A 26,970-nucleotide genomic window follows, 5' to 3' on the forward strand; every position below is an offset into this window, starting at 1 on the left:
GAACAGTGTGCCGGTGCGCGCCGGAGTCGGCGAGTCCTACGCTCCCGGAAAATCTCCCACGCCGTTTTCCACCAGGTCGAATGCCTCGTCGATGAACGCGACCTGCTCCCGCCGGACCAATTCCGCGTCCTCGCCCCCGATGATCCGCTCCATCGCGTGCGAAAAGATCGTCGCGATCGCCGTGGTCAGCAGCCCCGCCACCACCCGCGATCGGAAAGCGTCGCCGGTCTCCGAGACGAGCACCTCCGCGAACGCCGAAGCGATCTCCCGCTCCTGCTCGTACCAGCGCGCCATCAACGCCGGGCTCGACGTCAGCACCCACCAGAAGCCGGGGCCGCCCGCGATGGCGCCGGACAACGGGTGACCGGAGGCCAGCAGCGAATGCTGGTGCGCGCGCAGAGCCGCGCAGGGCGAGACGCCCGCCGGCCGGGACGAGACCACCGACGTCAGCTCCGCCAGGCGGTCCGCGTGGCGGTCGAGGAACAGGTCCTCCTTGCGCGGGAAGTAGTTGAACACCGTCATCTTCGAGACGCCCGCCGCCTCGGCGATCTCCGCCACCGTCACCTGGTCGAAGCCGCGCTGGATGAACATGCCTGTCGCCACGTTCGAGATCAGCTGGCGTGTTGCCTGCTTCTTGCGCTCGCGCAGTCCGTGATCCGCCATGAGCCAAGAGTATAGACCCGACACAAAGTTTGACTCGGTAAAAGTTTTGCGGCATCCTCGGAGGCATGAACAGGGATGTGGTGATCTCCGGGGGCGGACCGGTCGGCTTGATGCTGGCCTGTGAACTTCGGCTGACGGGCGTGGACGTGCTCGTCGTCGAACGGCTGCCCGAGCCGGATGTGACGATCAAGGCCGGGTCGGTCAACCTGACGACCGCCGAGGCCTTCTACCGGCGGGGGCTGCTGCCCGCCATGGACGAAAACGTGCGGCAGAACGCCGCGAAGATCGAGGAGTTCCTCAAGTCGCGGGGTGGGGGCGGGCCGAAGCCGGCGATGCCCGTGGGGCACTTCGCCGGGATCATGGTCGCCTCGAACGGCGTCGACTTCGAGGATCCGGACTTCCGGGACGTCGGGCCCGCGTCGCGCGTCGTCGTCATCCAGCAGCAGGCCGTCGAGGCGATCCTCGCCGCTCGCGCTCTCGAACTCGGGGTCGAGATCCGGCGCGGGGTCGAGCTGACCGGGTTCGACGCCGACGACGACGGCGTCACGGTGCACCTCGGGGATGACCGGGTGCGCGCGAGCTGGCTGGTCGGGTGCGACGGGGGTCGCAGCCCGGTCCGGAAGCTGGCCGGGTTCGAGTTCCCCGGGACCGATCCCGCCGTCACCGGGCGGCAGGCGATGGCCGAGCTCAGCGGGGTCGACAAGCTGCCCGGCGGCTGGCAGCACGGCACCGGCGGCCTCTACGTCCACGGGCCGGTGCCCGGGCGGATGCTCACCGTCGAGTTCGACGGGCCGCCCGCGGACCGGAACTCCCCGATCACCGCGCAAGAGCTCGAAGACAGCTTCCGGCGGGTGTCCGGCGCCGACGTCCGGGTGCTGAAGGTGCACAGCGCGACGCGCTTCACCGACAACGCGCGCCAGGCGAGCACCTACCGCCTCGGCCGGGTCCTGCTGGCCGGCGACGCCGCGCACGTCCACTCCCCCTTCGGCGGGCAGGGGCTGAACCTGGGCATCGGCGACGCCGTCAACCTCGGCTGGAAGCTCGCCGCGACCATCCACGGCTGGGCGCCCGACGGCCTGCTCGACAGCTACACCACCGAGCGGCACCCGATCGGCGAGTGGGTGCTCGAGTGGACGCGGGCGCAGGTCGCGCTGATGCGCAGCGACGTCCGGACGAAGGCGCTGCGCCAGGTCGTCGGCGACCTGCTGCGCACCGACGACGGCGCAACCTACCTGGCCAAGAAGCTCTCCGGCGTGCTGCACCGGTACCCGCTCGACGGCGAGCACGACCTCACCGGCCGCGCCGCGCCGGACTTCGCCTTCGCCGACGGGACGCGCCTCGGTGAGCACCTCCAGGACGGCAAGGCGCTCCTGCTCGACCTCGCCGACAACGCCGGACTGCGGCAGGCGGCGGCCGGCTGGGGCGACCGCGTCAACGTCCTGGCCGTGAAGTGCGACAGCGAGCCCGCGCTCACCGGCGTGCTGCTCCGGCCGGACGGGTTCGTCGCCTGGGCGAGCGAGGACGGCGGGACCGCCGGGCTGGTCGCCGCGCTGCGGAAGTGGTTCGGCGAGCCCGCCTGACGCGCGGCAGGGCGCGCCGGCACTCCTCCGGCGCGCCCTGGACAATGACACGGTGTACCCGCCGATCGAGCCCTACGACCACGGCCTGCTGGACGTCGGCGACGGGCACCGCGTCTACTGGGAGACCTGCGGGAACCCCGGTGGCAAGCCCGCGCTCGTGCTGCACGGCGGGCCCGGCCAGGGCTGTACGCCGGGGATGCGGCGGGTGTTCGACCCCGCCCGCTACCGGGCCGTGCTCGTCGACCAGCGCGGCTGCGGCCGGAGCCTCCCGCACGCGAGCGACCCGGCCACGAGCCTGCGGCACAACACCACGGACCACCTCGTCGCCGACCTCGAACGGCTGCGCGAGCACCTCGGCATCGAGCGCTGGCTGCTGACCGGCGGTTCGTGGGGCACGACGCTCGCGCTGGTCTACGCCGAACGCTTCCCGCACCGGGTGTCGGAGATCGTGCTCAGCGCGATCAGCACGACGCGGCGCTCGGAGCTCGACTGGCTCTACCGGGGGGCGGGCCGGTTCTTCCCGGAGGCGTGGCAGCGCTTTCGCGACGGCGCCGGGGACGACGACGTCGTGCGCGGTTACACGCGGCTGATGGAGGATCCCGGCGAACGCGAGCGCGCCGCCCGCGCGTGGATCGCCTGGGAGGAAACGGTGCTGTCGCTCGAACCCGGCGCAGAAGTCCACAGTGGACCGCTCGACGCCGCCGCGATCGCGTTCGCCCGGCTCACCGCGCACTACTACGCCCACGCCGGCTGGCTCGAGGAAGGCGCCGTCATCCGCGACGCGGGAAAGCTGGCAGGCATCCCCGGCGTCCTGATCCACGGGCGGCTCGACCTCAGCTGCCCGGTGACGACCGCATGGGAGCTCGCGCGGGCCTGGCCGGGCGCCGAACTGCTCGTCGACGACCGGTCCGGGCACCGCGCGAGCGACGTCAAACGCGCGTGGAAGCAGGCGGCTCTGGACCGCTTCGCCGGCTAACCCTCCGCGGCCAGCTGCACCGCGACGTCGATGATCATGTCCTCCTGGCCGCCGACCAGGGCCAGCTCGCCGCAGCGGCGCAGGATCGCCTGGGCCGGGACGCCGTAGCGCTCCGCCGCGCGCTCCGCGTGCAGCAGGAAGCTCGAATACACCCCCGCCCAGCCCTGGACGATCGCGTTGCGGTCCATCTTCGGCCAGCGCTGCAGGTACGGGCGGACGACCTCCTCCGCCGCGTCCAGCAGGGCGCCGACGTCGAGGCCCGTGTCGATCCCCAGGCGGTCGAACACCGCGGCGAGGACCTCCGTCGGCGAGTTGCCCGCGCCCGCGCCGAGGGCGCACAGCGAGCCGTCGATGTAGCGGACGCCGGCTTCGTAGGCCAGCACGGAGTTCGCGACGCCGAGCGAAAGGTTCTGGTGCCCGTGGTAGCCGACCCACGCCGTGTCGCCGACCTCCGCGACCAGCGCCTCGAACCTCGCCCGCGCCTCGTGCATCAGCAGCGCGCCCGCCGAGTCCGTCACGTACGCCGCCTGGCAGCCCGCGTCCACCATGATCCTGGCCTGCTTCGCCAGGTCCTCCGGCGGTGTCCGGTGCGCCATCATCAGGAACCCGGCCGTCTCCATCCCGAGTTCGCGCGCCAGGCCGAAGTGCTGCGGCGAGACGTCGGCTTCGGTGCAGTGCGTGGCCACCCGCACCATCTCCGCGCCCGCGTCGAAGGCGCGCTGGAGGTCTTCGGCCGTCCCGATGCCGGGCACGAGCAGCACGGCGATCTTCGCTTGCCGAGCCTCCTCCCGCGCCGCCGCGATCAGTTTCAGCTCGTCGACGGCGGAGAAGCCGTAGGTGAACGACGAGCCGCCGAGGCCGTCGCCGTGGGTCACCTCGATGACCCCGACGCCCGCGCGGTCCAGCGCGCGCACCGTGTCGCGCACCTGCTGCTCGGTGAAGCGGTGGGCCATCGCGTGGCTGCCGTCCCGCAGCGTCGTGTCGACGATCCGGACGTCGTGCTCCAGCTCCGGGCGGGTCATGCCGGCACCTCCTGCTTCGCGCGGGCCATCAGCTCGCCGACGCGCGCGGCCGCGGCGGTCATGATGTCCAGGTTGCCGGCGTACTCCGGCAGGTAGTCGCCGTTGCCTCGGACCTCGAGGAAGATGCCGACCCGCGCGTGGCCGTCCCAGTCCTCGCGCGCGTCGTCGAACTGCGGATCCGCGCGCAGGGCGTAGCCGGGAACGTACTGCCGCACCTCGGCGACCATCGCGTGGATGGACGCGGTGATCGCGTCGCGGTCGGCGTCGAGGCCGACCGCGCAGAACACCGTGTCCCGCATGATCATCGGCGGCTCGACCGGGTTGAGGATGATGATCGCCTTGCCGCGTCCCGCGCCGCCGATCTCGGCCACCGCCTGCGACGTCGTGCGCGTGAACTCGTCGATGTTCGCCCGGGTGCCAGGCCCCGCGCCGCGCGACGCCACCGAGGCGACGATCTCCGCGTACGGCACCGGCGTGACCCGGGAAACGGCGTGCACCATCGGGATCGTGGCCTGGCCGCCGCAGGTGATCATCGAGACGTTCGGGGCGTCGAGGTGGGCGCCGAGGTTCACCGGCGGGCACACCATCGGGCCGAGGTGCGCCGGGGTGAGGTCGATCGCCTGGATGCCCGCGGCCTCGTAGCGCGGGGCGTTCGCCGCGTGCGCCTTCGCCGACGTCGCCTCGAACACCAGCTCGGGCAACGGATCCTGGCGCAGCAGCCAGTCGACGCCCTCGGCGGACGCCGCGATCCCCTGCGCGCGGGCGCGTTCGAGGCCGTCGGACTCGACCACGCCGACGACGTAGCCGACTTCGATCACTTCACTGCGTCGCAGCTTCGCCAGCAAATCGGTGCCGATGTTGCCGGGGCCGACGATCGCCGCCATCACGGGAGCCATGTCCCGACCGTCGCACCGGGCTCGGCGACCGGGACAGCCCGACGTTCCGGCGAGCGGAACACCCGGGCGGGAACCGCGAGCGCGGCCAGTACCGCGGCCACGCCACCGCAGGTCATCACGGCCGGCACCGACACCGCGTCCACCACGAACCCGCCCGCCAGCGCGCCCGCGGAGATCGTGGCCTGGAAGGACGCCGTGAACAGGACGGTCGCGGCCTCGGGCGCGTCCGGCGCTTCGCGGGCGAACCACCGCTGCGAGCAGACCGGCACCGCGCCGTACGCCGCTCCCCACACCACGAGCACCGCGAGCGCGCCCGCCGCGCCGACGTGCGGCAGGACGAAGACCGACGCCGCGATCAGCGCCGCCGCGACGGCGAAGGCCGCCCGGGGACGTCGGCTCGCACCCGCCAGGAACGTCCCGGCGATCCCCGCGACGCCGTAGACCAGCAGGTAACCACTGAGCACCGCGGGCCGGACGACGTCGCGCAGCAGTGGCGTGAGGTAGGTGTAGGTGCCGAAGTGCGCCAGCACGACCAGGAACGTCACGATCAGTCCACTTCGGACGCCATGGCGGCGGAGCAGTCCGGTGAGGACGCTCGGCCGCGTGCTTTCCCGCGATGGCAGCGAAGGCGTGAAGACGAGCAACGCGGCGGCCGTGCCGAGGCTCAGCAAGCCGAGCAGCAGGAACGCCGTCCGCCAGCCGGCGAGCTGCCCGAGCAGCGTGCCGAGCGGTACGCCCAGCACCGAGCCCAGCGGTACGGCGGCGAAGATCACCGCCGTCGCCCGCGCGACGGCGGCCGGCTCCACGAGCCGGGGCGCCAGTCCCGCGCCGACCGACCAGAAACCGCCGATGACGAGGCCGACGAGGAACCGCGCGACGAGCAGCACCCAGTACGCGGGCGCGGCCGCGGCGAGGAAGCCGGCGACGGCGAGCAGGAGCATCAACGCGGCCAGGACCGGCCGCCGGTCGGCGCGGCCGATCGCGACGGTCACCACCGGCGCGGCGATCGCGCCGACGAGGCCGGGCACGGTCATCGTCCAGCCCGCGGTGCCCGCCGAAACGCCGAACGTGGCCGCGATCGGCGTCAGCAGCCCGATCGGCAGGATTTCGGTGGTGACGATGGCGAAGATGCCGACGGTCACAGCTGTGACAGCAGGCCAGCGGGATGCGTTCATGCGCCCAGTAGATCGACGTCGCCGCGCCCGGGCTGGCAGGTTTGCGACAGCTCGGGGTCATGGCGGATTCCCGCCGGTTTGATCGTCACCTGATCGGGGCAAATCCGGGGCGAAGGTCGATCAAGGAGGTTCGATGGCCGAACGGCGTTGGCACTTCATCCCGACCACCGCCCCGTTGTGCTGGCTCTACCTGGGCGTGGGCGCGGTCCTGCTCGTCTCCAGCATCCTCACGCTGACGAGAGCGGAAACCCGCGCTCCCGTCCTGTCGGTGATCGCGGCGGTGGCGGCCGTCGCGTTGATCGTCACGGCCGCGATCGGCCTGGCGCGCCCCCGCCTGCGCGGGCGCTGACTCAGCGCGGCCGCCGCCGCGTCGTCGTGTGACGCGGGGTGGTCGTCTTCTTGGTGGTCGTCGTCGCCGTCGGCGGATGCGCTCTCGTCTGCGTGGTCGCCGGCGGCGTCGTGGTCGTCACCGGGGAGTCCGTGGCCGGTGGCACCGAAGTGACCGGCGTCGTCGAGGTGGTGGGTGGGATCAGCCGCCCGGTGCCCGATCCGCCGCCGGCGCACGCGGCGAGCAGCGCAACCGCACTCAGGACGACGCCGCACCACCAGATCCGCACCACCCGGACGTTAACAGCGCGGCGCGCCTCAGATCGGTGAAACGCCGGAAGTCCGGTTCTCACGCGGCCGCATGATCAGCGCCGCGACGTGGTACACGCAGGGTTCTCCACCGCGGTTCGCGTACGAATGCGGTGCGTCGGCGGGGAAGTAGAGCGAGTCGCCCGCGTTCAGGACGTAGTCCGCCTCGCCGACGCCGAGGCAGAGCGTGCCCGACTCGACGGCGACGAACTCGTGGGACCCCGGGGCGTAGGCGGGGAACGCGCCCGCGTCGCAGCGCGGCGGCAGGGTCGCGCGGATCCACTCGAAGTTGACGCCGGGGACCACCGGGGTCAGCACCGTGCGGTGCCAGCCGCCCGGCTCGGCGACGTGGTCCTGCTCGGCGGCGCGGCGCACGATCACCCGGTCCGTCTCGAGGCCGGCCAGCAGGCGGGACAGCGACAGGCCGAGCCCGTCGGCGATCCGCGACAGCACGACGACCGTCGGCGTCTTCTCCCCGCGTTCGATGGCCGACAGCATGCTGACGCTCACGCCCGCCGCCGCGGCCAGGGCCTTCAGCGCGAGCCCCCGGTCGCCGCGCAGCTCGTGCAGACGGCGGCCGAGCGTCACCGGATCGATCATTCCTCTATGATAGCGAACATGTCCACTATAGCGGAAGTGACGGAGGCCGACGCCGAAGGCATCGCCGCCGTCTTCGCGCCGTACGCCATTGACTCCGTCGTGACGTTCGAGACCACCCCGCCGACCGCGGACCAGTGGCGCGCGAAGATCCGCGAGCGCGCCTGGCCCTTCCTCGTCCTCGCCGACGAAGGCGAAGTCCTCGGGTACGCGCTGGCGGCGCCGTGGCGCCCGAAGCCGGCGTACCGGTTCTCCGTCGAGACGACGATCTACCTCGCCCCGGGCGCCACCGGCCGGGGCCACGGCCGCCGGCTGCTCGGCGAACTGCTGGAGCGGTGCGCCGAAGCCGGGGCGCGGCAGGCGATCGCGGTGATCGTCGACTCCGGCAGCCCGGCCTCGCGCACCCTCCACCTCGCGGCCGGCTTCACCGACGCGGGCGTGCTGCGGCGCGTCGGGTTCAAGCACGGCCGCTGGCTCGACACGCTGCTGATGCAGCGGGACCTAGGCTGACGGGAGCAGCAGCAGCTTTCCCGTCGTGCGCCGGGATTCCAGGTCCCGGTGGGCCCGCGCGGCGTCGGCGAGGGCGTAGCGCTGCCCGATGCGGGGCACGAGCTGTCCACTCCGGACGAAGCCGAAGAGCTCCTCGGTCCGCGCCAGGAGGGCTTCCCGCGTCGGCACGTGATCGGCGACCGCCGGGTAGGACAGCAGGATGCTGTTCGGCAGGTCCATCGGCCGGAACACCGGGTTGCCGATCAGCACGCCGTAGTAGGCGTGCACGCCGTGCGGGCGCAGGGCGAGCTGGGACGAGCGGAACGCCGCCGGCCCGCTGCCGTCGTAGACGACGTCGGCACCGCGACCGCCGGTGAGCTCCTTCACGCGGTCTTCGAAACCGCCGCCGCTCGACACGAGCACGTGGTCGGCACCGGCCTCCGCCGCCACCGGGACCTTGTCCGCCCGGGACACCAGGCCGACCACCGTGCCGCCGCGCGCCTTGATCAGCTGGGTCAGCACCGACCCGACCCCGCCCGCCGCGGCGTGCACGACCGCCGTGTCCCCCGGCCGGATCGCGTACGTCTCGGTGGTGAAGTGGTTGGCGGTCAGGCCCTGCATCATGACGGCGGCGGCGGTCTCGTCGTCGATGTCGCCGGGGAGGCGCACGAGCGATCGCGCCGGGATGGCGATCTGCTCGGCGTAACTGCCGCGGTGGTAGTACCAGGCGACGCGGTCGCCGACGGCGAACCCGGTCACGTCCGCGCCCAGCGCGCTCACCGTGCCGGCGCCTTCGACCCCCAGCACGGCCGGCAGGGACCACGTCGGCACCGGCCGGCTCCGGACGCCGGTGTCCATGAAGTTCACCCCGGCCGCGCGGAGCCGGACGAGGACCTCGCCGGGGCCGGGCACGGGGTCGGGGAACTCCGTCCAGGTCAAGACCTCCGGACTGCCGAAGTCACGGGCGAACACCGCGTGCATCGCGGAACCTTCTCTCTCGGTCGGGAGCGGGACACCGCCACTCAACGCCGAGTGAAATGGACCGGCAAGTCCAGAAAATCAGCGGGACTTCGCCCGCAGGTGCAGCCGCTCCCCCTGCTTGCCGAACAGGCTGAGGATCTCCGCCGGCCGGTCGACCGCGCCGAACCAGTGCGGCAGGCGCGTGTCGAACTCCGCCGCCTCGCCCGGGCCCAGGACCATGTCGCGGTCGGCCAGCACCAGCCGCAACCGTCCCGAAAGGACGTACAGCCACTCGTAGCCCTCGTGGACCTGGGGATCGGGCTCGCCCGTCTCCGGTTCCAGGATCATCTTGAACGCCTGGGGCGCGCCGGGCTGGCGGGTCAGCGGCAGGACGGTCATCGCCGCGCCGTTGTGGCGCGGGATGCGGCGGGCGGTCAGGCGGACGCGGGGGTCGCCGACCTCGGGGGCGCCCACCAGCTCGTCGAGGGGGACCTGGTGGGCCTGCGCGATCGGCAGCAGCAGCTCCAGGCTCGGCTTGCGCTGGCCGGACTCCAAGCGCGACAACGTGCTCTTCGAAATGCCCGTCGCCGTCGAGAGGTCGGCCAGGGTGACCCGCCGCTGGGTGCGGACCCGCTTGAGCCGGGGGCCGACCTCGGACAGGGCCTGGGTGATCGCGTCCGTCATGCCTCCAGGAAACCCCCTTGTCCCGGAAACGGCAACAATAGTTGTCGGATCCGCGAAGCCGGGTTCAGGGTGGCGTCATGACCGAAAACAGCTATGACGTCCTGGTGGTGGGTGGCGGGGGCGCCGGCCTCAACGCCGCCCTGATGCTGGGCCGCGCGCGGCGGCGGGTCGCCGTCGTCGACGCCCGGGAACCGCGCAACGCCCCGGCCGAGCACATGCACGGCTTCCTTTCCCGCGACGGCCTGCCGCCGTCCGACCTGCTCGAGATCGGGCGCGAGGAGCTCGCCGGCTACGGTGTCGACCTGCTCGAAGACAGCGTGACGCGGCTCGAGCCCGGCTTCACCGCCCGGCTCGCGAGCGGGCGGGAGCTGACCGCCCGGCGGGTCCTGGTCGCCACCGGCGTCCACGACGACCTGCCGGACCTGCCCGGGCTGCGGGAGAGCTGGGGCACCGGCGCGGTGACCTGCCCCTACTGCCACGGCTACGAGGTGCGCGACGAGCCGCTCGGCGTCCTCGGGACCGAACCCGGGAGCGTCGAGCACGCGCTGCTGGTGCGCCAGTGGTCCCCCGACGTCGTCTACTTCGCGCACACCGCACCACCGTCCGAAGAGGACCGCGAGCGGCTCGACGCGCGCGGCATCCGCGTCGTCGACGGCGTCGTCACCGCGGTGCGGCGGGAAGCCGGGCGGCTCACCGGGATCGAGCTCGGCGACCGGTTCGTCGCGCGGACGGCGTTGTTCCTGCGCACCCGGACCGTCCCGCACGACGAGCTCCTGCGCGGGCTCGGCTACACCGAAGGCGCGGTCGACCCCAGCGGGAAGACCAGCGTGCCGGGGGTGTGGGCGGCCGGGAACGTCGTCGACGCGCGGGCGACCGTGATCATCGCCGCGGCCCAGGGCGCGGCCGCCGCCGGCGCGCTCAACCACGACCTCGTCACCGAAGACGTCGAGCGGGCGGTCGCGGCGTACGGTGGCTTCTCCCCCGCCGCCGAACGCGCCGCCGCCGGCGCGCGCTAGCTTCCGGGGGCGCGGCGTGCCAGGCTCGGCGGGTGCGCCCCACGCTCTACGAATTCGCCGGCGGTGACCCCGCGTTCCTCGCGCTGGCCGCCGCTCACCACGAGCGCTGCCTCGCCGACCCGGAGCTGAACCACCCGTTCTCGCACCCCGGGCAGCACCCGCGGCACGTCGAACGGCTGGCTCACTACTGGGCCGAGGTCATGGGCGGACCGCCACGGTTTTCGCAGGAGTGCAGCGACCACTCCGCGATGCTGCGGATGCACGCCGGCAACGGCGACATGAGCGACCTCGGCCGCCGGTTCGTGAGCTGCTTCGTGCAGGCGGCGGACGACGCGGCTCTGCCCGCCGACCCCGAGTTCCGCGCCGCGCTGCGGGCCTACATGGAGTGGGCGGTGGCGGAGGTGCTGACCTACCCCGGTCCGGCCACCGACGTCCCCGCCGGGCTCGGCATGCCGCACTGGTCCTGGAACGGGTTGCAAACGCTGTAACGCAGTGGGTGGCCGCCGCGTCTTGCAGGCGACGACCGGCTGTGGAGGTCCGTCGCCAGAGCCCGGTCCGGGCGGGTTCCCCCCACCCACCCGGACCGGGCTCGTCCACGACGTCCGATACCCGCGAGCGCTTGGCCCGGGGCCCGGGCCAGACTGGCGGCCATGCTCCTGGACCGGTTCCTGCTCGCCAGCAAGGGTTTCGAGCACCACCTCCGCGCGGTGCCGTCCGCCGCCTGGAGCGCGCCGACGCCGTGCTCCGAGTGGGACGTGCGCGCGCTGGTCAACCACATGACCCGCGGCAACCTCAACTACGTCGGGCTCCTCGCCGGCGCCACCCGCGAGGAGTTCCTGGCCGCCCGCGACGCCGACGCGCTCGGCGACGACCCCGTCACGGCGTTCACCGAGTCGGTGCGGGTGTGCGCCGAAGCGTTCTCCGCGCCGGACGCGCTGGACCGGGTCGTCGACTACCCGCTGGGCGAGCTGACCGGGCGGCGGGCGCTGGCCGTCCGCACGACCGACAGCACCGTGCACACCTGGGACCTGGCCCGCGCGCTCGGCGCCGACGAGACCCTCGATCCGGGGCTGATCGCGTGGATCGACGAGGAGCACGAAGCCATTTTCGCGGGGCTGGCGCTGAACTCGCGGGTGTTCGCCGAGCCGCCGCCGGACGAACCCGGTGCGTCGCGGCAGGACCGGGTGCTCAGGCGGTTCGGCCGCGATCCTCGCAGCCCAGCCTCGCGGCCAGCTCGGTGAGCGCCCCGCCGAGGGGCCGGTCGACCCGCACCGACGCGTAGCGGTCTCCGCGCGTTTCGCCGTGGTTGACGATCACCACCGGCTTACCCGCCTTCGCCGCGTGGCGGACGAACCGGAGGCCGGACATCACCGTGAGGGAAGAACCCAGCACCAGCAGCGCTCCGGCGTCGTCGACGAGCCGGTAGCACTCCTCGACGCGCGGGCGCGGGACGTTCTCGCCGAAGAACACGACGTCCGGTTTCAGCACGCCGGACGCGCAGTCCGCACACGCGACGGTGGTGAACCGGCGGACGACGTCTTCCGGCAGCTCGACGTCGCCGTCCGGGTTGATGCGGGTGGCCGCGCCGTCGAAGGCGGGGTTCGCCGCGCGCAGGCGGCGGTCCAGGTCCGCGCGCGGGCTCGTGCGGCGGCAGTCCAGGCAGATCACGCGGTCGAGGCTGCCGTGCAGCTCGATCGCGTCGGCGGTGCCCGCGGCCTGGTGCAGGCCGTCGACGTTCTGCGTGATGACGCCGCCGACGTACCCGCCTTCGCACAGCGCGGTCACCGCGCGGTGGCCGTCGTTGGGGTCGGCGCGGGCGATCGTGCGCCAGCCGAGGTGGCTGCGCGCCCAGTACCGCTGCCGCCCCTCGGCGCTGCTGACGAACTCGTCGTAGGTCATCGGCGTGTGCCGGCGCAGGCTGCCGGTCTCGCCGCGGTAATCGGGGATGCCGGACTCGGTGGACAGCCCGGCGCCGCTCAGCACGGCGACGCCGCCGCGCGCGACGACGTCGGTGAGCTCGTCGAGGCTGGACGTCCGCGGCAGCGGCGCGTCCGCCGAGGTCCAGGAGAGGGTGGGCCGGGTCCGCACTAACCCAGGGTACGGGGAGCGGCGAGGTGCTTCTCGAACCAGTGATCGGCGTAGCGCTCGTCGTTGAACGGCGCGACCTCGCGGTAGCCGGCCGCGCGGTAGAGCCCGACCGCCTCGGCGAGCGCGCGGTTCGTCTCCAGCCGCAGCGTCCGGACCCCCTGCGCGGCGGCGTGCGCCTCGAGCTCGGCGAGCAGCCGGCGGCCCAGCCCGAGCCCGCGCGCGGGCGGCGCCACCCACATCCGCTTGACCTCGGCGGGCGCGCCACCGCGGAACTTGAGCGCCCCGCACCCGACCGGCTCCCCGTGCAGCGCGGCGACGAGCAGCACCCCGGACGGCGGCGTCATCTCGGCGTCGGCGGCGGAGCTGCTGAGCTCCGGGTCGAAGCCGCCGTCGAACCGCTCGGCCAGCTCGGCGAAGTAGGCGCGCAGGCAGAACCGGGCAGCCGGCCGCTCCGGCGCACACGGCGCGACCTCGACGGCCGACGCGGTCAGCAACCGCTCGACCTCGGCCATCGCGGCGACGAGCCGGCGGCGCTGCCCACCGGACAGCGGCCCGAGGATCGACGCGGCCGCGTCGTCGGAGAGCCGGTCGAGGGTGGCGCGCTCGGCCACCCCGGCATCGGTGAGCCGCGCGGTCCGCACGCGCCCGTCGGCGTCACTCGGCTCGACGCGCACGAGGCCGTCCTGCTCGAGCCCGCGCAGGAGCCGGCTGAGGTAGCCGGAGTCGAGGTCCAGCCGTTCCCGCAGCTCCCGCACGTCCAGCCCGGCGACGCCGATCTCCCAGAGGACGCGCGCCTGCCCGAGCGGCCGGTCGCGGGCGAGGAAGGCGTCGTCGAGCGCCCCGATCCGCTGGGTGACCGTGCGGTTGAACCGCCGGACGCCGTCGATGAGGTCCCGGTCCATTCACTGACTATAGTCAGCGAAATCGGTCCGTGTAACGTCCCGGCGCGCGGGCCGCGACTTCACCGGTGTCCGGCGGGCCTGGTGGAGGGAAACGCGTGAGCTGGCAGTTCGGGCCTTACCGCGTCGAGTCGCTGATCGCCCGGGGCGGGATGGGCGAGGTGTACCGCGCGCACGACACCCGGCACGACCGGGTGGTGGCGCTCAAGCTGCTCGCGCCCGAGTTCGCCGCCGACCGGGACTTCCAGGAGCGGTTCCGGCGGGAGGCGCACGCCGTCGCGCGGCTGCGGGAGCCGCACGTCATCCCGATTCACGCCTACGGGGAGCACGACGGGCGGCTCTACCTCGACATGCGCCTGGTCGACGGGGACGACCTCGGCAGCAGGCTCGCCGCGGGCGGGGCTCCCTCGCCCGCCGACGCCGTCGACGCCGTCGGGCAGGTCGCGCGGGCGCTGGCCGCCGCGCACGCCGAAGGGCTGGTGCACCGGGACGTCAAGCCGTCCAACGTGCTCGTCGACGCGACCGGGTTCGCCTACCTCGTGGACTTCGGCATCGCCCGCGCCGCCGGGGCCGCCACCGGGCTCACCGCGACCGGCGGGGCCGTCGGCACCCTCGACTACATGGCGCCCGAGCGCTTCGCCGACGCGCCCGCCGACCACCGCGTCGACGTCTATTCGCTGGCCTGCGTGCTGCACCAGTGCCTGACCGGCAGCAAGCCGTTCCCGGTGACGACGGCCGCGTCGCTGATCGGCGCCCACCTGCACCAGCCGCCGCCCCGGCCGAGCGCGCTGCGGCCCGGGCTGCCCGCCGCGTTCGACGAGGTGATCGCGCGGGGCATGGCGAAGAACCCGGCGGACCGGTTCGGCTCGGTCGCGGAGCTGGCCGGCGCCGCGCGGGCCGCGCTCGGCGGCACCAGCCCGGTCCGGGCGGCCGCTCCCCCGACCCGGCAGGCCACCCGCGTCACCCCCGCACCCGTTTCCGAGCCGCCCCGGACGTCGAAGGCGCCTTGGGTGGTGGCCGCGGTGGCCCTGCTCGCCCTCGTGGCCGTGGCGGGGTGGTTCACGATCCTGCGCCCCGCGCTGCAGGACCGGCCGACGGCGGGCCCGGCCTCGACCTCGGCCCCGGCCACCACCACGCCCTCCCCCACGCCGCCGCCGACCGCCGCGCCGGTCACGACCACGCAGGTGAGCGTCCGGACGTCCGTCGCCACCACGGTCGCCGCGGGCGGGGCGGACCTCGGGCTGGCGACCACGATGAGCACACCCGCGTGCGACGGGTCGTTCGTGGTGGTCCTCGGCTCCGCCGTCACCCCGGCCCGCTACCGCGCCGACGTCCAGCGCTTCCTCGACCTCCACCCCGGCGCGAGCTACCTGCACGCGCCGACCACCGGGTGCGGGTCGCTGCGGCAGCAGGTGAACGGCGCCGACGTGTACGCGGTCTACGCCGGGCCGTTCGCCGCCAAGGAAACGGCGTGCGCCCGGCGCAGCGGCGGCGCGTACGTCAAGCGGCTCGACGACACGAGCGCGCCCACGCAGGTGATCAGCTGTTGAGCCCGTCCCAGACGGAGTTGGTGTCCACAAAGGACTTCAGCAGCCCGGTCAGCCGGGCGTCGCCGCGGTGGTTCAGCTCGTCGGAGGCGATGCGGCGGGCGACACCGGCGAGGAAGTCGGCGATCTGGACGCGGGCGTCGGCGCGGGAGTCGACGAACCGGACACCGGCCAGGCGGTGGCCGAGGGTGGCCTTGAGCTGCAGCACGCGCTCGGGGGTGAGGGCGAGCTGCTCGTCGTGCACCAGCGCGACCGGGGTGCCGTCCGCGCTCCAGTGGCGGACGGTGTGGATCACCGCGGGCACCAGCGGATCCAGCACCCCGACCAGGCCGGGGTCGCTCGCCAGCCGGGCGCGGTAGGCGGCCACGCGCTCGCCGCCGCCACGGAAGAGCGCGACGATTTCGCCGGCTTCGCCCGGCGTCGCGGCGAGGTCGTCGACCAGCGCGAAGAACCGCTCCGGCGACGTCTGCACGCCGCGGCGGGGGTTGAGCCGCAGCACGCTGGTGAACGCGGTCAGGAAGAACTCCCAGCGCGCAGCGCCGAACGCGGCGGGACCCGCGCGGTGCAGGGTGCGGGCCGCCGCCGCGGCGCCCGGACCGGCCAGCAGCTCGACCGCGGCCCGGACGGCGAAGTACGTCTTGTCGGTCAGGTGCACGTGGCCGCGGCCCTCGAGCGAGCCGGCGGGGTCGAGCAGCCACTCGAGCACCGCGCGGTGCTTGGCGCGCAGCAGGTGGTTGGCCTTGTACTCCTCGGCGGGCGAGCCGATGCGCGCCCGGATCTCGCGCACGCAAGCCGCGGCGGCCTCCGGGCTCAGCCGCACCCCGGCGTGGGCGAAGACGTCGGTCTCGCCGCCGAGCAGGTTCTCGCCCTCGGAGCCCGACTCGTCGCAGGCGATCTCGACCGGGCTCACCCGCCCGATGGTGCCAGAGCGGGCGGCACTCGGCGACCGCTTTGCCCACCCGCCGGTACCTAGGCCAAGGTGACCTTGCCGCCGGTGACCGTGACGGCTTTCTTCGGCAGCGGCTGCGATGCCGGGCCGTTCGCGACCGAGCCGTCGGCGATCTTGAACTTGCTGCCGTGGCACGGGCAGTTGATCGTGCCGTCCGCGACGGCGTCCACCGTGCAGCCCTGGTGGGTGCAGACGGCGGAGAACGCCGCGAAGGTGCCCGCCGCCGGCTGGGTCACCACCACCTGCTTGTCCGCGAACACCTTGCCGCCGCCGACGGGGATGTCGCCGGCGGGGCCGAGTTCCGTGCCGCCGGCCGCCGGCGGTTGCTGGGCGGCCGGTGGCGGGGCCTGGGTGCCGCCGTAGGTGCTGCAGCCGGCGGCCAGCCCCGCGCCCAGCACCGCCAGCGCCGTGCGGCGCGCCAGCACCGGGTCCGTTTCGTCGTCGCGCACTTCGTCCTCCGCCTAGAAGGTCAAACCGGACTGGGTGAAGAACCACAGCGACGCGCTCAGCCAGAGCCCGACCAGCCCGGTGAAGACGAGGCCGCCGAGCACCGGCAGCGCCCACGCGGGCGCGTCGTCCTTGCGCAGCAGCAGCATCTTCGCGACGAACGCGCCGTAGAAGAAGCAGCCCAGCAAGGAGTGCAGGAGGACGCGGGTGTCGAACGACTGGAACCCGAGCGCGTAGAGGCAGTGCAGCGCCACCGGGATGGACACCAGGAAGGCCACCCGGCCCGACCAGCGGTGCACCGTGCCCATCCACGCGGGCGTGGCGCCGAGCTTGCCGTACAGCGAGAGCGCCGAGAGCAGCTGGACCAGCACCAGCACGACGACGACCGTGGCGAGCCACGCCTTCACCGCCTGCGGGCTGGAGAACCCGGCGACGTTCACCGCGACGCCGGTCGGCGTGTGCAGGCTGCCGTAGACGCCCAGCACCACCGAGACGACGGCGCCGGCGAACAGCGGGACCAGGAGCGTGACCGCGGTGCGGTGCCCGGCCGTGGTCATCAGAAGTCACCGTTCCCGGCCAGGCCGCTGATCGGCTCGGCGGTCACCGGGGCACCGTCGACGCTCGCGGTGCCCGCGGCCGGGTCGAGGGGCGGGGCGGCCGTGGCGTCGTCACCCGCGGCGAGGATGCCGACCTGGCTGCCGTCGGGCAGCACGATCCAGCCGGCCTTCGCCTGCTGCCCCTTCACCTTCGGCGCCGCGCGGTAGAGCCCGGCGGGCTTCTTCGCCGTCGGCGCGGTGAACTGCCACGTCTTGCCCGACGCCGTCACCGTGCCGGTGGCCGCGGTGGCGTCGAAACTGCCGCTCAGCGCGGCGTTCTTGGCGCCCTTCAGGTCCAGTTTCCCGCCGGTCGTCACGCCTTGCAGCCACGCCTCGACCTTCTTGCCGTCGCAGAGGTAGGCGATGGCGTGGCCGTCGCGCACCGACACCGCGACCGACGCGCCGCCGCCGGTCACGCGCCCGGCGTAGTCCGCCCGCGCGGGCGCCTCGGGCTTCGGCGCTTCCGACGTCGTCGTCCTGGGCGGCGGCGGCACCGCTGTGGCGCTGCCCGCGGCGCCCGCCGCGCTCGCGGCCCCGGCGACCGGCGCGGCGCCGGTCCCCGTCGCCAGGTTGACGATCCCGATCCCGCCGGCGAGCGCGACGCCCGCCAGCAACGTGAACAACGGCCCCGGATGTTTCATGATCTTCCCCGCATTCCCCTGACCCACCACCGTGCCCGTAACACGGCGGTCGGGGCGGAACGGCTCAACGCTACGCGCGGAAAAGAGGTATCGCTTAGCCCCTGCAACCGGGTGGTTCTGGTTGACTGGCGCCATGCTGCCCTGGGAAGGCGACCTCGCCGGCCGGCTCGACCGGCACACGTTGGAGTCCGAGCTGCTGCGCGGCAACCCGCTCGGCGACCCGCACGAACGGCCGCTGTGGGTGTACGTCCCGCCGGGCTACGACGACGGCGACGAGCGCTACCCGGTGGTCTACGTCATCCAGGGCTACACCGGGCACGTGGCGATGTGGGCCAACCGGACGCCGTTCCGGCAGACCTTCCTGGAGACCGCCGACGCGGTCTTCGCCGGCGGCGCCCCGGGTTGCGTCGTCGTGTACGTCGACGCGTGGACCGCGTACGGCGGCTCCCAGTTCGTCGATTCGCCGGGCACCGGCCGCTACCACTCGTACCTGTGCGACGAGGTCGTGCCGTGGGTGGACGCGTACTACCGGACGGTGCCCGCGGCCGGATCCCGCGCGATCGCGGGAAAGTCCTCGGGCGGGTTCGGCGCGATGATCACGCCGATGCTGCGCCCCGACCTGTTCGGCGCGCTCGCGACGCACGCGGGCGACTCGCTGTACGAGCTGAGCTACATCCAGGACTTCGGCAAGGCGGCGCGCGCCCTGCGCGGCTACGACCAGGACATCGCGAAGTGGTGGGCGGACTTCCGCTCGCGACCGGCGTTCACCAAGCGGAGGACGCGACGCTCCTGCAGCTGCTCGGCGTCTCGGCGTGCTTCTCGGCGCGGGAGGACGGGACGCCCGAGCTGCCGTGCGACCCGCTGACCGGCGCCGTGCGGCCGGAGGTGTGGGAGCGCTGGCTGGCCTGGGACCCGGTCCGGATGGTGCCGGACCACGCGGCGGCGATCCGGTCGCTGCGCGCGGTGTGGATCGACGCGGGCACGAGCGACGAGTACTACCTCGACCTCGGCGCGGAAGCCTTCCGGGCGGCGATCGCGGCGGCGGCACTGCCGGCCGAGCGGGTGCACTTCGAGTTGTTCGACGCCGGCCACGCGGCGATCGACTACCGCTACCCGCTTTCGCTGGCGTGGCTGGCCGGGCGGCTCGCCCGGTGACCGCCTTCGCCGAACGCGACCTGACGCTGCCCGGCGGGACCGTCCTGCACGTCTACGACAGCGGTGGCCCGGGGCCGGCCGTCCTGTGGCACCACGGGACGCCCAACCTCGGGTCGCCGCCCGGGCCGCTGCTGCCGCTCGGCGAGGAGCTGGGGATCCGCTGGATCTCCTACGACCGGCCCGGTTACGGGAGCTCGACGCCGGTGCCGGGGCGGACCGTCGGGGACGCCGCCGGGTACGCGACCGCCGTCGCCGACGCGCTCGGGGTCGAGCGCTTCGCCGTCCTGGGCCACTCCGGGGGCAGCTCCCACGCGCTCGCGTGCGCGGCGCTGCTGCCCGACCGCGTCCTCGCGGCCGCCGGTCTCGGCGCGGTGGCGCCGTTCCACGGTGAAGCCTGGTTCGCGGGCATGGCGGACCAGGGTTCGTTGCGCGCCGCCACCGAAGGCCGGGCCGCCAAGGAGAAGTACGAAGCGGCTGCCGAGTTCAACCCTGCGGTGTTCACCGAAGCCGACTTCGCCGCGCTGAAGGGGGCGTGGTCCTGGCTCGACAGCGTCGTCCAGCCCGCGCTGGGGGCGGTCGGGCTGATCGACGACGACCTCGCCTACGTCGCGCCGTGGGGCGCCGACCCGGCCGCCATCACCGCGCCGGTCCTGCTGGTGCACGGCGAGGACGACCGGATGGTGCCCGCCGCGCACAGCCGGTGGCTCGCCGCGCGCTGCCCCGGCGCCGAGCTCCGGCTCACCCCCGGCGACGGGCACCTCTCCGTGCTGGACCACGCCGCCGCCGCGCTCACCTGGCTCGCCGCTCAAGCGAGCAGCGCCAGCGAGGCCACGACCGGCGCCACGTAGATCAGCGGGAAGGCGACGTGCGCGTACGACTTGGCGCGCAGCACGGTGACGACCGCGCCGGCGAAGTACAGCACCAGGCCGATCGCCGCCGCGACGCCGATCGCCGGCACGAACAACCCGACGACCAGGCCCACAGCACCGGCCGCCTTGGCCGCACCGAGCCACGGCCACCACGCCTCGGGCACGCCGTATTCGGTGATCGGCTCGACCACCCACTTCGCGCGGGTGAACACCGAAACGGCCGAGAACCCCACGAACGCCGCGGCGGCGAGGGTGACGATCAGGTAGGCAGTCGACATCGGAACTCCTCGGGAGAGCGCGGCACCGGGTTCCCGGCGCCATCACCCCCACGACTCCGCCCGCGAGCCCGATGTGACCGGCTATGACCGCGATCACAGTGGCCGCCGGACCACCCCCTCGCCGTTGCTGATCGCGCGCGAGACCGTCACGGGACCGGCACCCACAACTCGACGTGGTCGCGCCGGCGGTAGAACTCCACGAGCGGCCGCGTCGCGTCGGTGACGATCGCAGCCGCCTGGAGTTCCGCCATCGCGTCGCCGATCCGCGCGTAGATCCCCGGTGGCTCGCCGGTGAGGTGGCCACGCAGGTAGCTGCCGCCGGGCAGCACCCCGGTCGCCAGGCCCAGTTCGGCCGGCCGGTCGCCGTCACGCACCGGGGTGCAGACCGTGTAGGTGCCCGCCCGTTCGTCGACGCGGGCGAACATCTTGCGCCCGCGCAGCCCGACGAGCCCCTCGAACCACGGCCAGAGCGCCTGGATCGACGGCAGGTCGTCGGCGGTCGCGCGTTCCACGACCGCCACGTCCGCCCGCTCGATGCGCGCGGGCGGTGCGTTCAGTGCCGAAAGTGCCATGCCGTCGAGCAAATCACGCGGCACCGACAATTCCGGGGCGTCAGGGGATCCGCACCTCGCCGGGCGTGCGGTCGGGGCGCAGGCCGCGCCACGAAGTGTGGCGCAGCCGCAGATCCGGCGTCAGCCGCCGGTAGACGACCTCGCCGACCAGCGACGGCTCGACCCACCGGGCGCCCCGGGCCCGCTCGCGGGGCACCTCGGTCGCGAACGGGCTCGCCGCGCGGGCCAGCGGCGCCAAGACGGCACGGAGGTGCTCCAGCGCGTCGTCGCTGAACCCCGTGCCGACGTCGCCGAGGTACACCAGCTCACCGTCGTCGTCGAAGGCGCCGAGCAGCAACGCGCCGAGGGTACCCGCGCGGCGGCCCGCGCCCGGGCGCCAGCCGCCGACCACCACTTCGCGCGTTTGCGTCAACGCGCGCTTCGTCCACGACGGCGAGCGCGTGCCCGGCAGGTAGGGCGCGTCCAGGCGCTTCGCGACGACGCCCTCGATGCCGTGCTGGGCCGCCGTCGCCAGGAGCTGGTCCGGTGCGAGGTCGGCGCGGGTGTACCAGGGCGGTACCACCAGCCGGCCGTCCCCGGGATCCACGAGTTCCGCGAGGAGCCGCCGCCGCTGCTCGTAGGGCCGGTCCAGCAGCGACTCGGTCCCGATGCGCAGCAGGTCGAAGGCGAAGTAGACGACCGGGACCTCGGCCCGCAGCTTCGCCGTCGGCTCGTGCATCGCGCGGCGCTGCATCAGCTCGAACTCCGGGCGGCCGGCCGCGTTCAGCGCGACGACCTCGCCGTCCAGCACCGCCGCGTGGCCGCCGAGCGCGGGCCCGAAGACGTCCCGCAGCTCGGGGTAGCGGTGGGTGTGGTCGCTGCCGCTGCGGCTGGTGATCCGGGCTTCGCCGGTCGCCGCGATCCGGGCGCAGCCGCGGAAGCCGTCCCACTTCCACTCGTAGCCGTGGTGGTCGTCGTCCGGGAGCGGCCCGTCGACGGCCAGCATCGGCGCCACCGCGTCCGGGACCGTCCCCATCGCCACCTCCCCCGCCGCCGTCCAGTGTGGAGGACCGGCGGACCGCGCGGCTACCGGGCCGGCAGCAGCGGCAGCAGCTCCTGGTGGCTGCCGGCGCGGCGCAGCACCGGCGACCCCGGCCCGTCCGGGTCCAGCGAACCGGCGCGCACCGCGGTCAGGAACTCCACGATCACGCGCGGCGGCGGCAGGATGTCCGCCCCGCCCAGGTAGGCCAGCACGATCATCTCCTCCCCGCACGCCGCCTCGACCGCGACCGCCCAGCCGTGCACCTCGTCCCAGAGCAGGGCGACGTCGCGTTCGGGGAACCGGCGCAGCCGCCAGTCCACCGCGACGTAGGCCGACACCGGGACGTCCACGTCCACGGTGCAGGACTCCAGGCCGAAGCCGAGTGCCCTGGCCACCTCGCCCAGATACGCGCGCAGGCCGCGCTGGAACCAGAACTCGAGGTCGGTGTCGATCAGGCCGGTCACCCGTTTCCCTTCTCTCGCGCCGAAAACCGGCCGCGCCCGTTCGCGCGGCCGGTGGAGCGTGGCTCAGCCGAGCGCCGCGACCGCGTCGGCCCGGTCCCGGTAGCAGGAGAAGCCGGCGACGCCGGTCCCCCGCAGCAGCCGCCACATCGACGGGGTGCGCACCACCCACGCGACCGGGACGGCCGCCTCGTCGGCGCGCCACTGCACCCGGCGCAGCGCGCGCAGGCCCGCCCCGGAGCAGAACGTCACTTCGCCGAGGTCGACGACGAGCGTTCCGCCCGCCGCGAGCGCGGTTTCCCCGCATTCGACAAAAATCGCCACCGTCGCCATATCGATGTCACCCGCCACGGCGACGACCGTGCACCGATCACCGGCGAACGTCGTGGTGACCGAGAACGGCTCGCACAACGCGCCGGGCGAACTTCGGCCGAAGGCTCGCGAAAGCCGCGGCGGTTTCTGGATCTTCATGACCGGCTCCGGGCGGCTCCTGCTGACGGTTTACGCGTAAACCGTACCCACTTCGTCCACCTTGCCGCACAACGCGATCCGCACGAGCGGCGCCCCCGTGCACCGACACGCCCGGATGCACGTGCACCAGTCCACTGAGGACGATCAAGACCACCTGGTCGGACTGACGGTTCCGCGAATCGACACCGGCGCGCAACGGGAACGGGACCGGATCGGCCGCGGAATTGCGGTTTCCGAAATTCAGCCGAACGCAGGAATGGGGGCCCGGGTGCGGTCCAGATCCGCGAAAAGATCTCCGGTGTCTTCGACCCTCGCCAAGACGTCTCCGGCGGTGAACCGGAGGTGCGAAACGTGCCGGCAGGCGCGCACCTCGTCCCACGTGACCGGGGTGGACACGGTCGGCTCGTCGCGCCCGCGCAGCGAGTACGGCGCCACCGTGGTCTTGAACGGGTTGTTCTGGCTCCAGTCGATGAACACCTTGCCGGGACGCAGGTTCTTCGTCATCCGCGCCACGACGAGGTCCGGCGTCTCGGCGGCGAGCCGGTCCGCCAGCGCTTTCGCGTACCGCGAAGGCGCGCCGGGGTCGTCGGTCTCGACACCCGCGTAGACCTGCATGCCCTTGGAGCCACTGGTCTTCGCCACCGGCGTGAACCCGTGTCCGGTGAGGACGCCGTGGAGGCGTTCGGCGACCCGGGAGCAGTCGACGACCGTCGCGCCGGGACCGGGATCGAGGTCGAAGACCAGCCGGTCCGGTGTGCTCCGCTCGTCGCCGGGCTCGACCGTCCACTGGTGGACGTGCAGTTCGAGCGCGGCGAGGTTGGCCGCCCAGACGAGCTCGGGCAGGTCGTTGATCAGCGGGTACGCGACGATCTCGGGGTCGCCGCCGCGGCCGCCGACGGTCAGGCGCGCGGTGCGGACCCACTCGGGGGCGTGCCGCGAAACGTCCTTCTCGAAGAACGAACCGCCGTCGACGCCGTCGGGGAAGCGCACGAACGTCATCGCCCGGTCGCGGATGTGCGGCAGCAGCACGGGCGCGATGCGCGTGTAGTAGTCGAGCACCTCGCCCTTGGTGAAGCCGTGGCGCGGGTAGAGGACCTTCTCGAGGTTGGAGAGCGTCAGCTGCCGTTCGCCCACCCGCACCGTGATCCGGCTGCCCGCCACGCCACCAAGGTACCGGTCAGGGGACGACGCCGCCGGACACCACCCGGGACACGAAGCGCTCGGCGACTTCGCGCAGTTTCGTGTTCTCACGCTGCGACTGGTCCACCAGCAGGGCGAACGCGTCGTCGGCGTCGATCTGGCGGATCGCCATCAGCATGCCCTTGGCCTGGTCGATCACCGCGCGGGAGGTCAGCGCCGTCCTGAGGTTCTCCGCCGTGTCCCGCGCCCTCAGGTAGCGGTGGTACACGCGCAGGATCGCCTCCACCGCCGCCGTGTAGAGCTCGAGCCGTTGCGCCTCGATCTCCGCGAAGCCGTCGCCTTGCCGCCCGTAGCAGTTGACCGCGCCGGAGAACTGCTCGTCCGCGACCAGCGGCGCGGCGAGGAAGCTGGAGAAGCCGGCCTCTTGCGCCCCGCGCGCGAAGGCCGGCCAGCGCTCGGCCGCGTCCGACACCGCCGTGCGGACGATCTTGCCGCTGCGGACCGCTTCGAGGCACGGGCCGTCGCCGAGGCGGTACTGGTCGCCGTCGAGTTCGCCGACGACCTCGCTCGTCGCCGTCGCCGTGTGCGGCCGCTCCTCGGTCACCAGTGTGATCGACGCCTCGTCGACCCCCGGGACGGCGTGGCGCACCTGCAGGCAGACGTGCCGCAGCAGGATCCGGAAGTCGTCCTCCTCCTGCAGGACGGCGGTCAGGGCTTCGAGCGCCCCGGTGACCTCGTCGAACAACGGCGAGGCCGTCGCGGTTGTTTCCGGCCGTTCCATTTCAGCTCCTCCCGGTCGGACGCAAGGTCGCCGGGTACCCCGTTTCGCGCCGGACCATGTCCCGGCGCGTTTGCCCGCGCTCCCGGATTGGTATTCCGCTGCCATGTCGTCGGGTGAGATCTCCACGGGTGAGCTGCCGCTGGACGGTGAGCTGGCCGCGGTCGCCGCGCGGATGTCGGGACTGCTGCTTTCGCGCGAGACCGTGGATTCGGTGCTGGACCTGATCGTTTCACTGGCGGGGTCGGCGGTCCGGGCCGCCGCGGGGGTGGGGGTGACGCTCGTCGACGGGGCCGGTGAGCTCGCCACGACCAGCGCGTCGGCGCCGCTGGTGAACGCCGCCGACACCCTGCAGTACGAGCTGCGCGAAGGTCCGTGCCTCGCCGCGCTGAGCGAGGGCGCGCCGGTGCGGATCGACGACGTCACCACCGACCGGCGCTGGCCGCGGTGGTGCGCGGCGGCCGCCGGGGCGGGCCTGCGCTCGGTGATCACCGCCCCGATGATCACGGCGGACGGCTGCCACGGGGCCATCAAGATCTACTCGACGACCCCCGGCGCGTTCGGCCCGGTCGACGAGCGGACGCTGACGACCTTCGCCGAGCGCGCCGCGGTCCTGGTCGCGAACGCACGGGCGTTCGCGCGGGCCGGGCGGTACAGCGAGCGGTTCAAGGAGACCCTCCGCGACCGCGACGTGATCACCATGGCGAAGGGCTTCCTGATGGGCCGGGACGGCCTCGGCGAGGACGCCGCGTTCGACCGCCTGCTTTCGCTGGCGCGCGCCCGCGGCCGCACCCCGGCCGAGACCGCCGCGCAGCTCGTGGCCCCGCCGACGCGGGAGGGGTGACCGGCATGCGCTTCCTGCCAGAAGAGGAACAGCGGCGCCGGCTGGCCGCGTGCTTCCCGCGGAGCGAGCTGACGCTGGAGCAGCTGTGGCTGCGGTACTTCGCGCTCGGCGGCGGCCTGAGCCTGCTGGAGCTGGACGCCTACCTCAACGGCCTGACCGCGCTGCCCCGGGTCGACCGCGACATGCTCGCGCACGCCGTCAACGAGCGGCTCGACGAGCTGGCCGGCCCGGCCCGCGCGCCCTACAGCCACCCCTTCCGCGACGGGAAACCGTTGTACGGCCCGCTGCGGGCGCTGGTCGACCTGCTCGAAGGCGCGCACCGGGCCCCGCCGGAGCGGCTCCCCGCCGTCGTCGCCGAGGCGGCCCGCGCGCTCGACCTGACGATCGAGGTCTACCTGGCCGACTACGACCAGCGGACGCTCGTGCCGCTGCGCCCGGACGCGGCCGAGCTCGACATCGAGACCACGCTGGCCGGCGAGGTGTTCCGCCACGCCGGCACCACGGTGACGCGGGACGGACCCGCGCCGGCCCTGTGGACCATCCTGCTCGACGGCGTCGAACGGCTCGGCGTGCTGGAGATCGTCCCGGCCGACGGCACCGACCCGGCCGACGCGGTGCTGCAGGAGCAGTGCCACTGGCTGGCCTCGCTGCTCGGCCACCTGGTCACGGTGACGACCCAGTACGGCGACGGCCTGGACGCGTGGCGGAGGCGGCGCCACCGCGGCTCCCCCGCCGAGCTGCTGTGGCAGAGCCTGCCGCCGCTCACCGGCGCCACGGAGAGCGTCGTCGTCGGCGCGAGCGTCCAGCCGGCGTACGACCTCTGCGGCACCGTGTTCGACTACGCACTTTCGGAGAAGCGGGCGCAGCTCGCGCTGTTCGACGCCGGGCCACGCACCGGCGCCGCGAACACGGCGGCGGTGACGGCCCTCGCCGCCTACCGCGCCGCCCGCCGCGACGGCGCCACGCTCACCGAGCAGTTCGCGGCGGTGGGTGCGGAGCTCGGTGCGCAGCCGGCTGTCAGCCGGGTGGTCGCGGAGCTGGACGCGCGGACCGGGGTGCTGCGCTGGCTGACCGACGGGCCGCTGGCGCCGTTGATCGTCCGGGACGGCGCGGTTCTTCCGGAGGCGGGGTCCGCGCAGGCCGGCGGGCCGGTCGCGGAGGCGCGCCTCCGGCCCGGCGACCTGGTGGTGGTGTGTTCCCGCGGGGTGGCCGACACGCTGGATGCGGCGGGCGAGCCGTTCGGGGACGCCCGGGTCGCGGCGCACCTCGGCGCGGACGCCGGCGAGCTGCCGCCGGAGATCGCGCGCAGGCTCACCCGGGCGGTGCTGGACCACGGGGGCGAGCTGCGGCACGACGCCGGGGTGCTGATCGCCCGCTGGACGACCCGCTGAGGCCGGGGGCGGTCCACCCGCACGTGGGCCCCGCCCCAGAGCAGCGGCCGCGGGCGCTTCCTTGAAACCGGGACTCCAACCGGCCACCGCGGACCTACCAATCGCCCGCTGGACGACCCGCTGAAGCCC

Annotated in this window: 34 protein-coding genes; 13 read left to right on the top strand and 21 right to left on the bottom strand. The window is 73.7% G+C overall.

Annotated features, from left to right (window positions below; translation table 11 throughout):
- Positions 1-36: 36 nt before the first annotated feature.
- Positions 37-663 (bottom strand): TetR/AcrR family transcriptional regulator, encoded by a 627-nt coding sequence (locus tag AB0B33_RS24150; RefSeq protein WP_360775574.1) that lies wholly within the window; start codon positions 661-663, stop codon positions 37-39.
- Between the two features lie 65 nt (positions 664-728).
- On the opposite strand from AB0B33_RS24150, the gene AB0B33_RS24155 reads away from it, so the two are divergent.
- Together AB0B33_RS24155 and pip are read left to right on the top strand one after the other, a co-directional pair.
- Positions 729-2,243: an FAD-dependent monooxygenase gene (locus AB0B33_RS24155; protein WP_360775577.1), complete on the top strand. Its 1,515-nt coding sequence runs from the start codon at positions 729-731 to the stop codon at positions 2,241-2,243.
- Positions 2,244-2,295: 52 nt separating this feature from the next.
- Positions 2,296-3,219, top strand: a complete 924-nt coding sequence (gene pip / locus AB0B33_RS24160) for a prolyl aminopeptidase (protein WP_360775578.1) — start codon at positions 2,296-2,298, stop codon at positions 3,217-3,219.
- Here pip and dmpG read toward each other — a convergent pair.
- Genes dmpG through AB0B33_RS24175 form a run of 3 tightly spaced genes read right to left on the bottom strand, consistent with a single transcriptional unit; the run spans position 3,216 to position 6,279 of the window.
- A complete protein-coding gene (gene dmpG, locus AB0B33_RS24165; RefSeq protein ID WP_247024101.1) occupies positions 3,216-4,241 on the bottom strand; it encodes a 4-hydroxy-2-oxovalerate aldolase in 1,026 nt (341 codons plus the stop codon). The two genes, pip and dmpG, sit on opposite strands and share 4 nt — an antisense overlap.
- A complete protein-coding gene (locus AB0B33_RS24170; protein ID WP_360775583.1) occupies positions 4,238-5,137 on the bottom strand; it encodes an acetaldehyde dehydrogenase (acetylating) in 900 nt (299 codons plus the stop codon). The genes dmpG and AB0B33_RS24170 overlap by 4 nt, the downstream gene beginning before the upstream one ends.
- Positions 5,125-6,279, bottom strand: coding sequence for an MFS transporter (locus tag AB0B33_RS24175; protein WP_360775585.1), 1,155 nt, complete (start codon positions 6,277-6,279; stop codon positions 5,125-5,127). Before AB0B33_RS24175 ends, AB0B33_RS24170 begins: the two co-directional genes overlap by 13 nt.
- A gap of 166 nt (positions 6,280-6,445) precedes the next feature.
- Here AB0B33_RS24175 and AB0B33_RS24180 point away from each other — a divergent pair, with 166 nt between their 5' ends.
- Complete coding sequence (locus AB0B33_RS24180; protein ID WP_360775587.1) at positions 6,446-6,661, top strand: hypothetical protein; 216 nt, start codon at positions 6,446-6,448, stop codon at positions 6,659-6,661.
- 1 nt (position 6,662) lies between these two features.
- On the opposite strand, the gene AB0B33_RS24185 is transcribed toward AB0B33_RS24180, so the two are convergent.
- Together AB0B33_RS24185 and AB0B33_RS24190 are read right to left on the bottom strand one after the other, a co-directional pair.
- Positions 6,663-6,929 (bottom strand): hypothetical protein, encoded by a 267-nt coding sequence (locus tag AB0B33_RS24185; RefSeq protein ID WP_360775590.1) that lies wholly within the window; start codon positions 6,927-6,929, stop codon positions 6,663-6,665.
- A gap of 28 nt (positions 6,930-6,957) precedes the next feature.
- Positions 6,958-7,548, bottom strand: coding sequence for a cupin domain-containing protein (locus AB0B33_RS24190; RefSeq protein ID WP_360775593.1), 591 nt, complete (start codon positions 7,546-7,548; stop codon positions 6,958-6,960).
- Positions 7,549-7,566: 18 nt separating this feature from the next.
- Between AB0B33_RS24190 and AB0B33_RS24195 the strand changes: the two genes are divergently transcribed.
- Positions 7,567-8,055 carry an N-acetyltransferase family protein gene (locus AB0B33_RS24195; RefSeq protein ID WP_360775596.1) on the top strand — a complete coding sequence of 163 codons (489 nt, stop codon included), beginning with the start codon at positions 7,567-7,569 and terminating at the stop codon, positions 8,053-8,055.
- Here AB0B33_RS24195 and AB0B33_RS24200 read toward each other — a convergent pair.
- Together AB0B33_RS24200 and AB0B33_RS24205 are read right to left on the bottom strand one after the other, a co-directional pair.
- Positions 8,047-9,015 (bottom strand): quinone oxidoreductase, encoded by a 969-nt coding sequence (locus AB0B33_RS24200; protein WP_360775598.1) that lies wholly within the window; start codon positions 9,013-9,015, stop codon positions 8,047-8,049. The two genes, AB0B33_RS24195 and AB0B33_RS24200, sit on opposite strands and share 9 nt — an antisense overlap.
- Before the next feature lie 78 nt (positions 9,016-9,093).
- Complete coding sequence (locus AB0B33_RS24205; RefSeq protein WP_247024106.1) at positions 9,094-9,678, bottom strand: XRE family transcriptional regulator; 585 nt, start codon at positions 9,676-9,678, stop codon at positions 9,094-9,096.
- A gap of 77 nt (positions 9,679-9,755) precedes the next feature.
- Between AB0B33_RS24205 and AB0B33_RS24210 the strand changes: the two genes are divergently transcribed.
- The 3 genes from AB0B33_RS24210 to AB0B33_RS24220 all read left to right on the top strand — a co-directional run bounded on the left by AB0B33_RS24210 (position 9,756) and on the right by AB0B33_RS24220 (position 11,935).
- Positions 9,756-10,694: an NAD(P)/FAD-dependent oxidoreductase gene (locus AB0B33_RS24210; RefSeq protein ID WP_360775601.1), complete on the top strand. Its 939-nt coding sequence runs from the start codon at positions 9,756-9,758 to the stop codon at positions 10,692-10,694.
- Between the two features lie 32 nt (positions 10,695-10,726).
- On the top strand, positions 10,727-11,182 hold the full coding sequence (locus AB0B33_RS24215; protein ID WP_360775603.1) for an oxidoreductase: 456 nt from the start codon (positions 10,727-10,729) through the stop codon (positions 11,180-11,182).
- Between the two features lie 162 nt (positions 11,183-11,344).
- Entirely contained in the window at positions 11,345-11,935 is a 591-nt protein-coding gene (locus AB0B33_RS24220; protein ID WP_360775605.1) for a TIGR03086 family metal-binding protein, read from the top strand.
- On the opposite strand, the gene AB0B33_RS24225 is transcribed toward AB0B33_RS24220, so the two are convergent.
- Entirely contained in the window at positions 11,883-12,782 is a 900-nt protein-coding gene (locus AB0B33_RS24225; RefSeq protein WP_360775608.1) for an NAD-dependent protein deacetylase, read from the bottom strand. The genes AB0B33_RS24220 and AB0B33_RS24225 overlap by 53 nt on opposite strands.
- Complete coding sequence (locus AB0B33_RS24230) at positions 12,782-13,684, bottom strand: MarR family winged helix-turn-helix transcriptional regulator (protein ID WP_360775610.1); 903 nt, start codon at positions 13,682-13,684, stop codon at positions 12,782-12,784. Before AB0B33_RS24230 ends, AB0B33_RS24225 begins: the two co-directional genes overlap by 1 nt.
- A gap of 95 nt (positions 13,685-13,779) precedes the next feature.
- Here AB0B33_RS24230 and AB0B33_RS24235 point away from each other — a divergent pair, with 95 nt between their 5' ends.
- Positions 13,780-15,231: a serine/threonine-protein kinase gene (locus AB0B33_RS24235; protein WP_360775612.1), complete on the top strand. Its 1,452-nt coding sequence runs from the start codon at positions 13,780-13,782 to the stop codon at positions 15,229-15,231.
- On the opposite strand, the gene AB0B33_RS24240 is transcribed toward AB0B33_RS24235, so the two are convergent.
- Genes AB0B33_RS24240 through AB0B33_RS24255 form a run of 4 tightly spaced genes read right to left on the bottom strand, consistent with a single transcriptional unit; the run spans position 15,221 to position 17,861 of the window.
- The gene (locus AB0B33_RS24240) at positions 15,221-16,138 is read right to left on the bottom strand and encodes a DUF3800 domain-containing protein (protein ID WP_360775615.1); all 918 of its coding nucleotides are present in this window, start codon (positions 16,136-16,138) and stop codon (positions 15,221-15,223) included. The genes AB0B33_RS24235 and AB0B33_RS24240 overlap by 11 nt on opposite strands.
- A gap of 59 nt (positions 16,139-16,197) precedes the next feature.
- Positions 16,198-16,626 carry a Rieske (2Fe-2S) protein gene (locus tag AB0B33_RS24245; protein ID WP_360775618.1) on the bottom strand — a complete coding sequence of 143 codons (429 nt, stop codon included), beginning with the start codon at positions 16,624-16,626 and terminating at the stop codon, positions 16,198-16,200.
- A 12-nt stretch (positions 16,627-16,638) separates the two neighbouring features.
- On the bottom strand, positions 16,639-17,181 hold the full coding sequence (locus AB0B33_RS24250) for a DUF6529 family protein (protein WP_360775621.1): 543 nt from the start codon (positions 17,179-17,181) through the stop codon (positions 16,639-16,641).
- On the bottom strand, positions 17,181-17,861 hold the full coding sequence (locus AB0B33_RS24255) for a hypothetical protein (RefSeq protein ID WP_360775624.1): 681 nt from the start codon (positions 17,859-17,861) through the stop codon (positions 17,181-17,183). The genes AB0B33_RS24250 and AB0B33_RS24255 overlap by 1 nt, the downstream gene beginning before the upstream one ends.
- Before the next feature lie 133 nt (positions 17,862-17,994).
- On the opposite strand from AB0B33_RS24255, the gene AB0B33_RS24260 reads away from it, so the two are divergent.
- Genes AB0B33_RS24260 through AB0B33_RS24270 form a run of 3 tightly spaced genes read left to right on the top strand, consistent with a single transcriptional unit; the run spans position 17,995 to position 19,864 of the window.
- Positions 17,995-18,726: an alpha/beta hydrolase-fold protein gene (locus AB0B33_RS24260; RefSeq protein WP_360775627.1), complete on the top strand. Its 732-nt coding sequence runs from the start codon at positions 17,995-17,997 to the stop codon at positions 18,724-18,726.
- An 8-nt stretch (positions 18,727-18,734) separates the two neighbouring features.
- Entirely contained in the window at positions 18,735-19,016 is a 282-nt protein-coding gene (locus AB0B33_RS24265; RefSeq protein WP_360775630.1) for a hypothetical protein, read from the top strand.
- Positions 19,013-19,864, top strand: a complete 852-nt coding sequence (locus tag AB0B33_RS24270) for an alpha/beta hydrolase (protein WP_360775633.1) — start codon at positions 19,013-19,015, stop codon at positions 19,862-19,864. The genes AB0B33_RS24265 and AB0B33_RS24270 overlap by 4 nt, the downstream gene beginning before the upstream one ends.
- Here AB0B33_RS24270 and AB0B33_RS24275 read toward each other — a convergent pair.
- The 7 genes from AB0B33_RS24275 to AB0B33_RS24305 form a co-directional block, all read right to left on the bottom strand.
- Complete coding sequence (locus AB0B33_RS24275) at positions 19,822-20,163, bottom strand: DoxX family protein (protein ID WP_247024123.1); 342 nt, start codon at positions 20,161-20,163, stop codon at positions 19,822-19,824. The two genes, AB0B33_RS24270 and AB0B33_RS24275, sit on opposite strands and share 43 nt — an antisense overlap.
- A 146-nt stretch (positions 20,164-20,309) precedes the next feature.
- Positions 20,310-20,735: a GyrI-like domain-containing protein gene (locus tag AB0B33_RS24280; protein WP_360775635.1), complete on the bottom strand. Its 426-nt coding sequence runs from the start codon at positions 20,733-20,735 to the stop codon at positions 20,310-20,312.
- Positions 20,736-20,775: 40 nt separating this feature from the next.
- Positions 20,776-21,750 carry a non-homologous end-joining DNA ligase gene (ligD, locus tag AB0B33_RS24285; RefSeq protein ID WP_360775637.1) on the bottom strand — a complete coding sequence of 325 codons (975 nt, stop codon included), beginning with the start codon at positions 21,748-21,750 and terminating at the stop codon, positions 20,776-20,778.
- A 50-nt stretch (positions 21,751-21,800) separates the two neighbouring features.
- Positions 21,801-22,220 carry a DUF6292 family protein gene (locus tag AB0B33_RS24290; RefSeq protein WP_360775639.1) on the bottom strand — a complete coding sequence of 140 codons (420 nt, stop codon included), beginning with the start codon at positions 22,218-22,220 and terminating at the stop codon, positions 21,801-21,803.
- A gap of 63 nt (positions 22,221-22,283) precedes the next feature.
- Positions 22,284-22,688, bottom strand: a complete 405-nt coding sequence (locus AB0B33_RS24295; RefSeq protein WP_360775642.1) for an STAS domain-containing protein — start codon at positions 22,686-22,688, stop codon at positions 22,284-22,286.
- A gap of 240 nt (positions 22,689-22,928) precedes the next feature.
- Positions 22,929-23,849 (bottom strand): non-homologous end-joining DNA ligase, encoded by a 921-nt coding sequence (gene ligD / locus AB0B33_RS24300; protein ID WP_360775645.1) that lies wholly within the window; start codon positions 23,847-23,849, stop codon positions 22,929-22,931.
- A 16-nt stretch (positions 23,850-23,865) separates the two neighbouring features.
- Positions 23,866-24,609, bottom strand: coding sequence for a GAF and ANTAR domain-containing protein (locus tag AB0B33_RS24305; protein ID WP_360775648.1), 744 nt, complete (start codon positions 24,607-24,609; stop codon positions 23,866-23,868).
- 103 nt (positions 24,610-24,712) lie between these two features.
- Between AB0B33_RS24305 and AB0B33_RS24310 the strand changes: the two genes are divergently transcribed.
- Together AB0B33_RS24310 and AB0B33_RS24315 are read left to right on the top strand one after the other, a co-directional pair.
- Positions 24,713-25,450 (top strand): GAF and ANTAR domain-containing protein, encoded by a 738-nt coding sequence (locus AB0B33_RS24310; RefSeq protein ID WP_360775650.1) that lies wholly within the window; start codon positions 24,713-24,715, stop codon positions 25,448-25,450.
- 5 nt (positions 25,451-25,455) lie between these two features.
- Entirely contained in the window at positions 25,456-26,841 is a 1,386-nt protein-coding gene (locus tag AB0B33_RS24315) for a SpoIIE family protein phosphatase (protein WP_360775652.1), read from the top strand.
- Positions 26,842-26,970: the final 129 nt, after the last annotated feature.

Origin of the sequence: Amycolatopsis sp. NPDC049159 (assembly GCF_040648295.1) — a bacterium.
GTDB lineage: Bacteria > Actinomycetota > Actinomycetes > Mycobacteriales > Pseudonocardiaceae > Amycolatopsis > Amycolatopsis pretoriensis_A.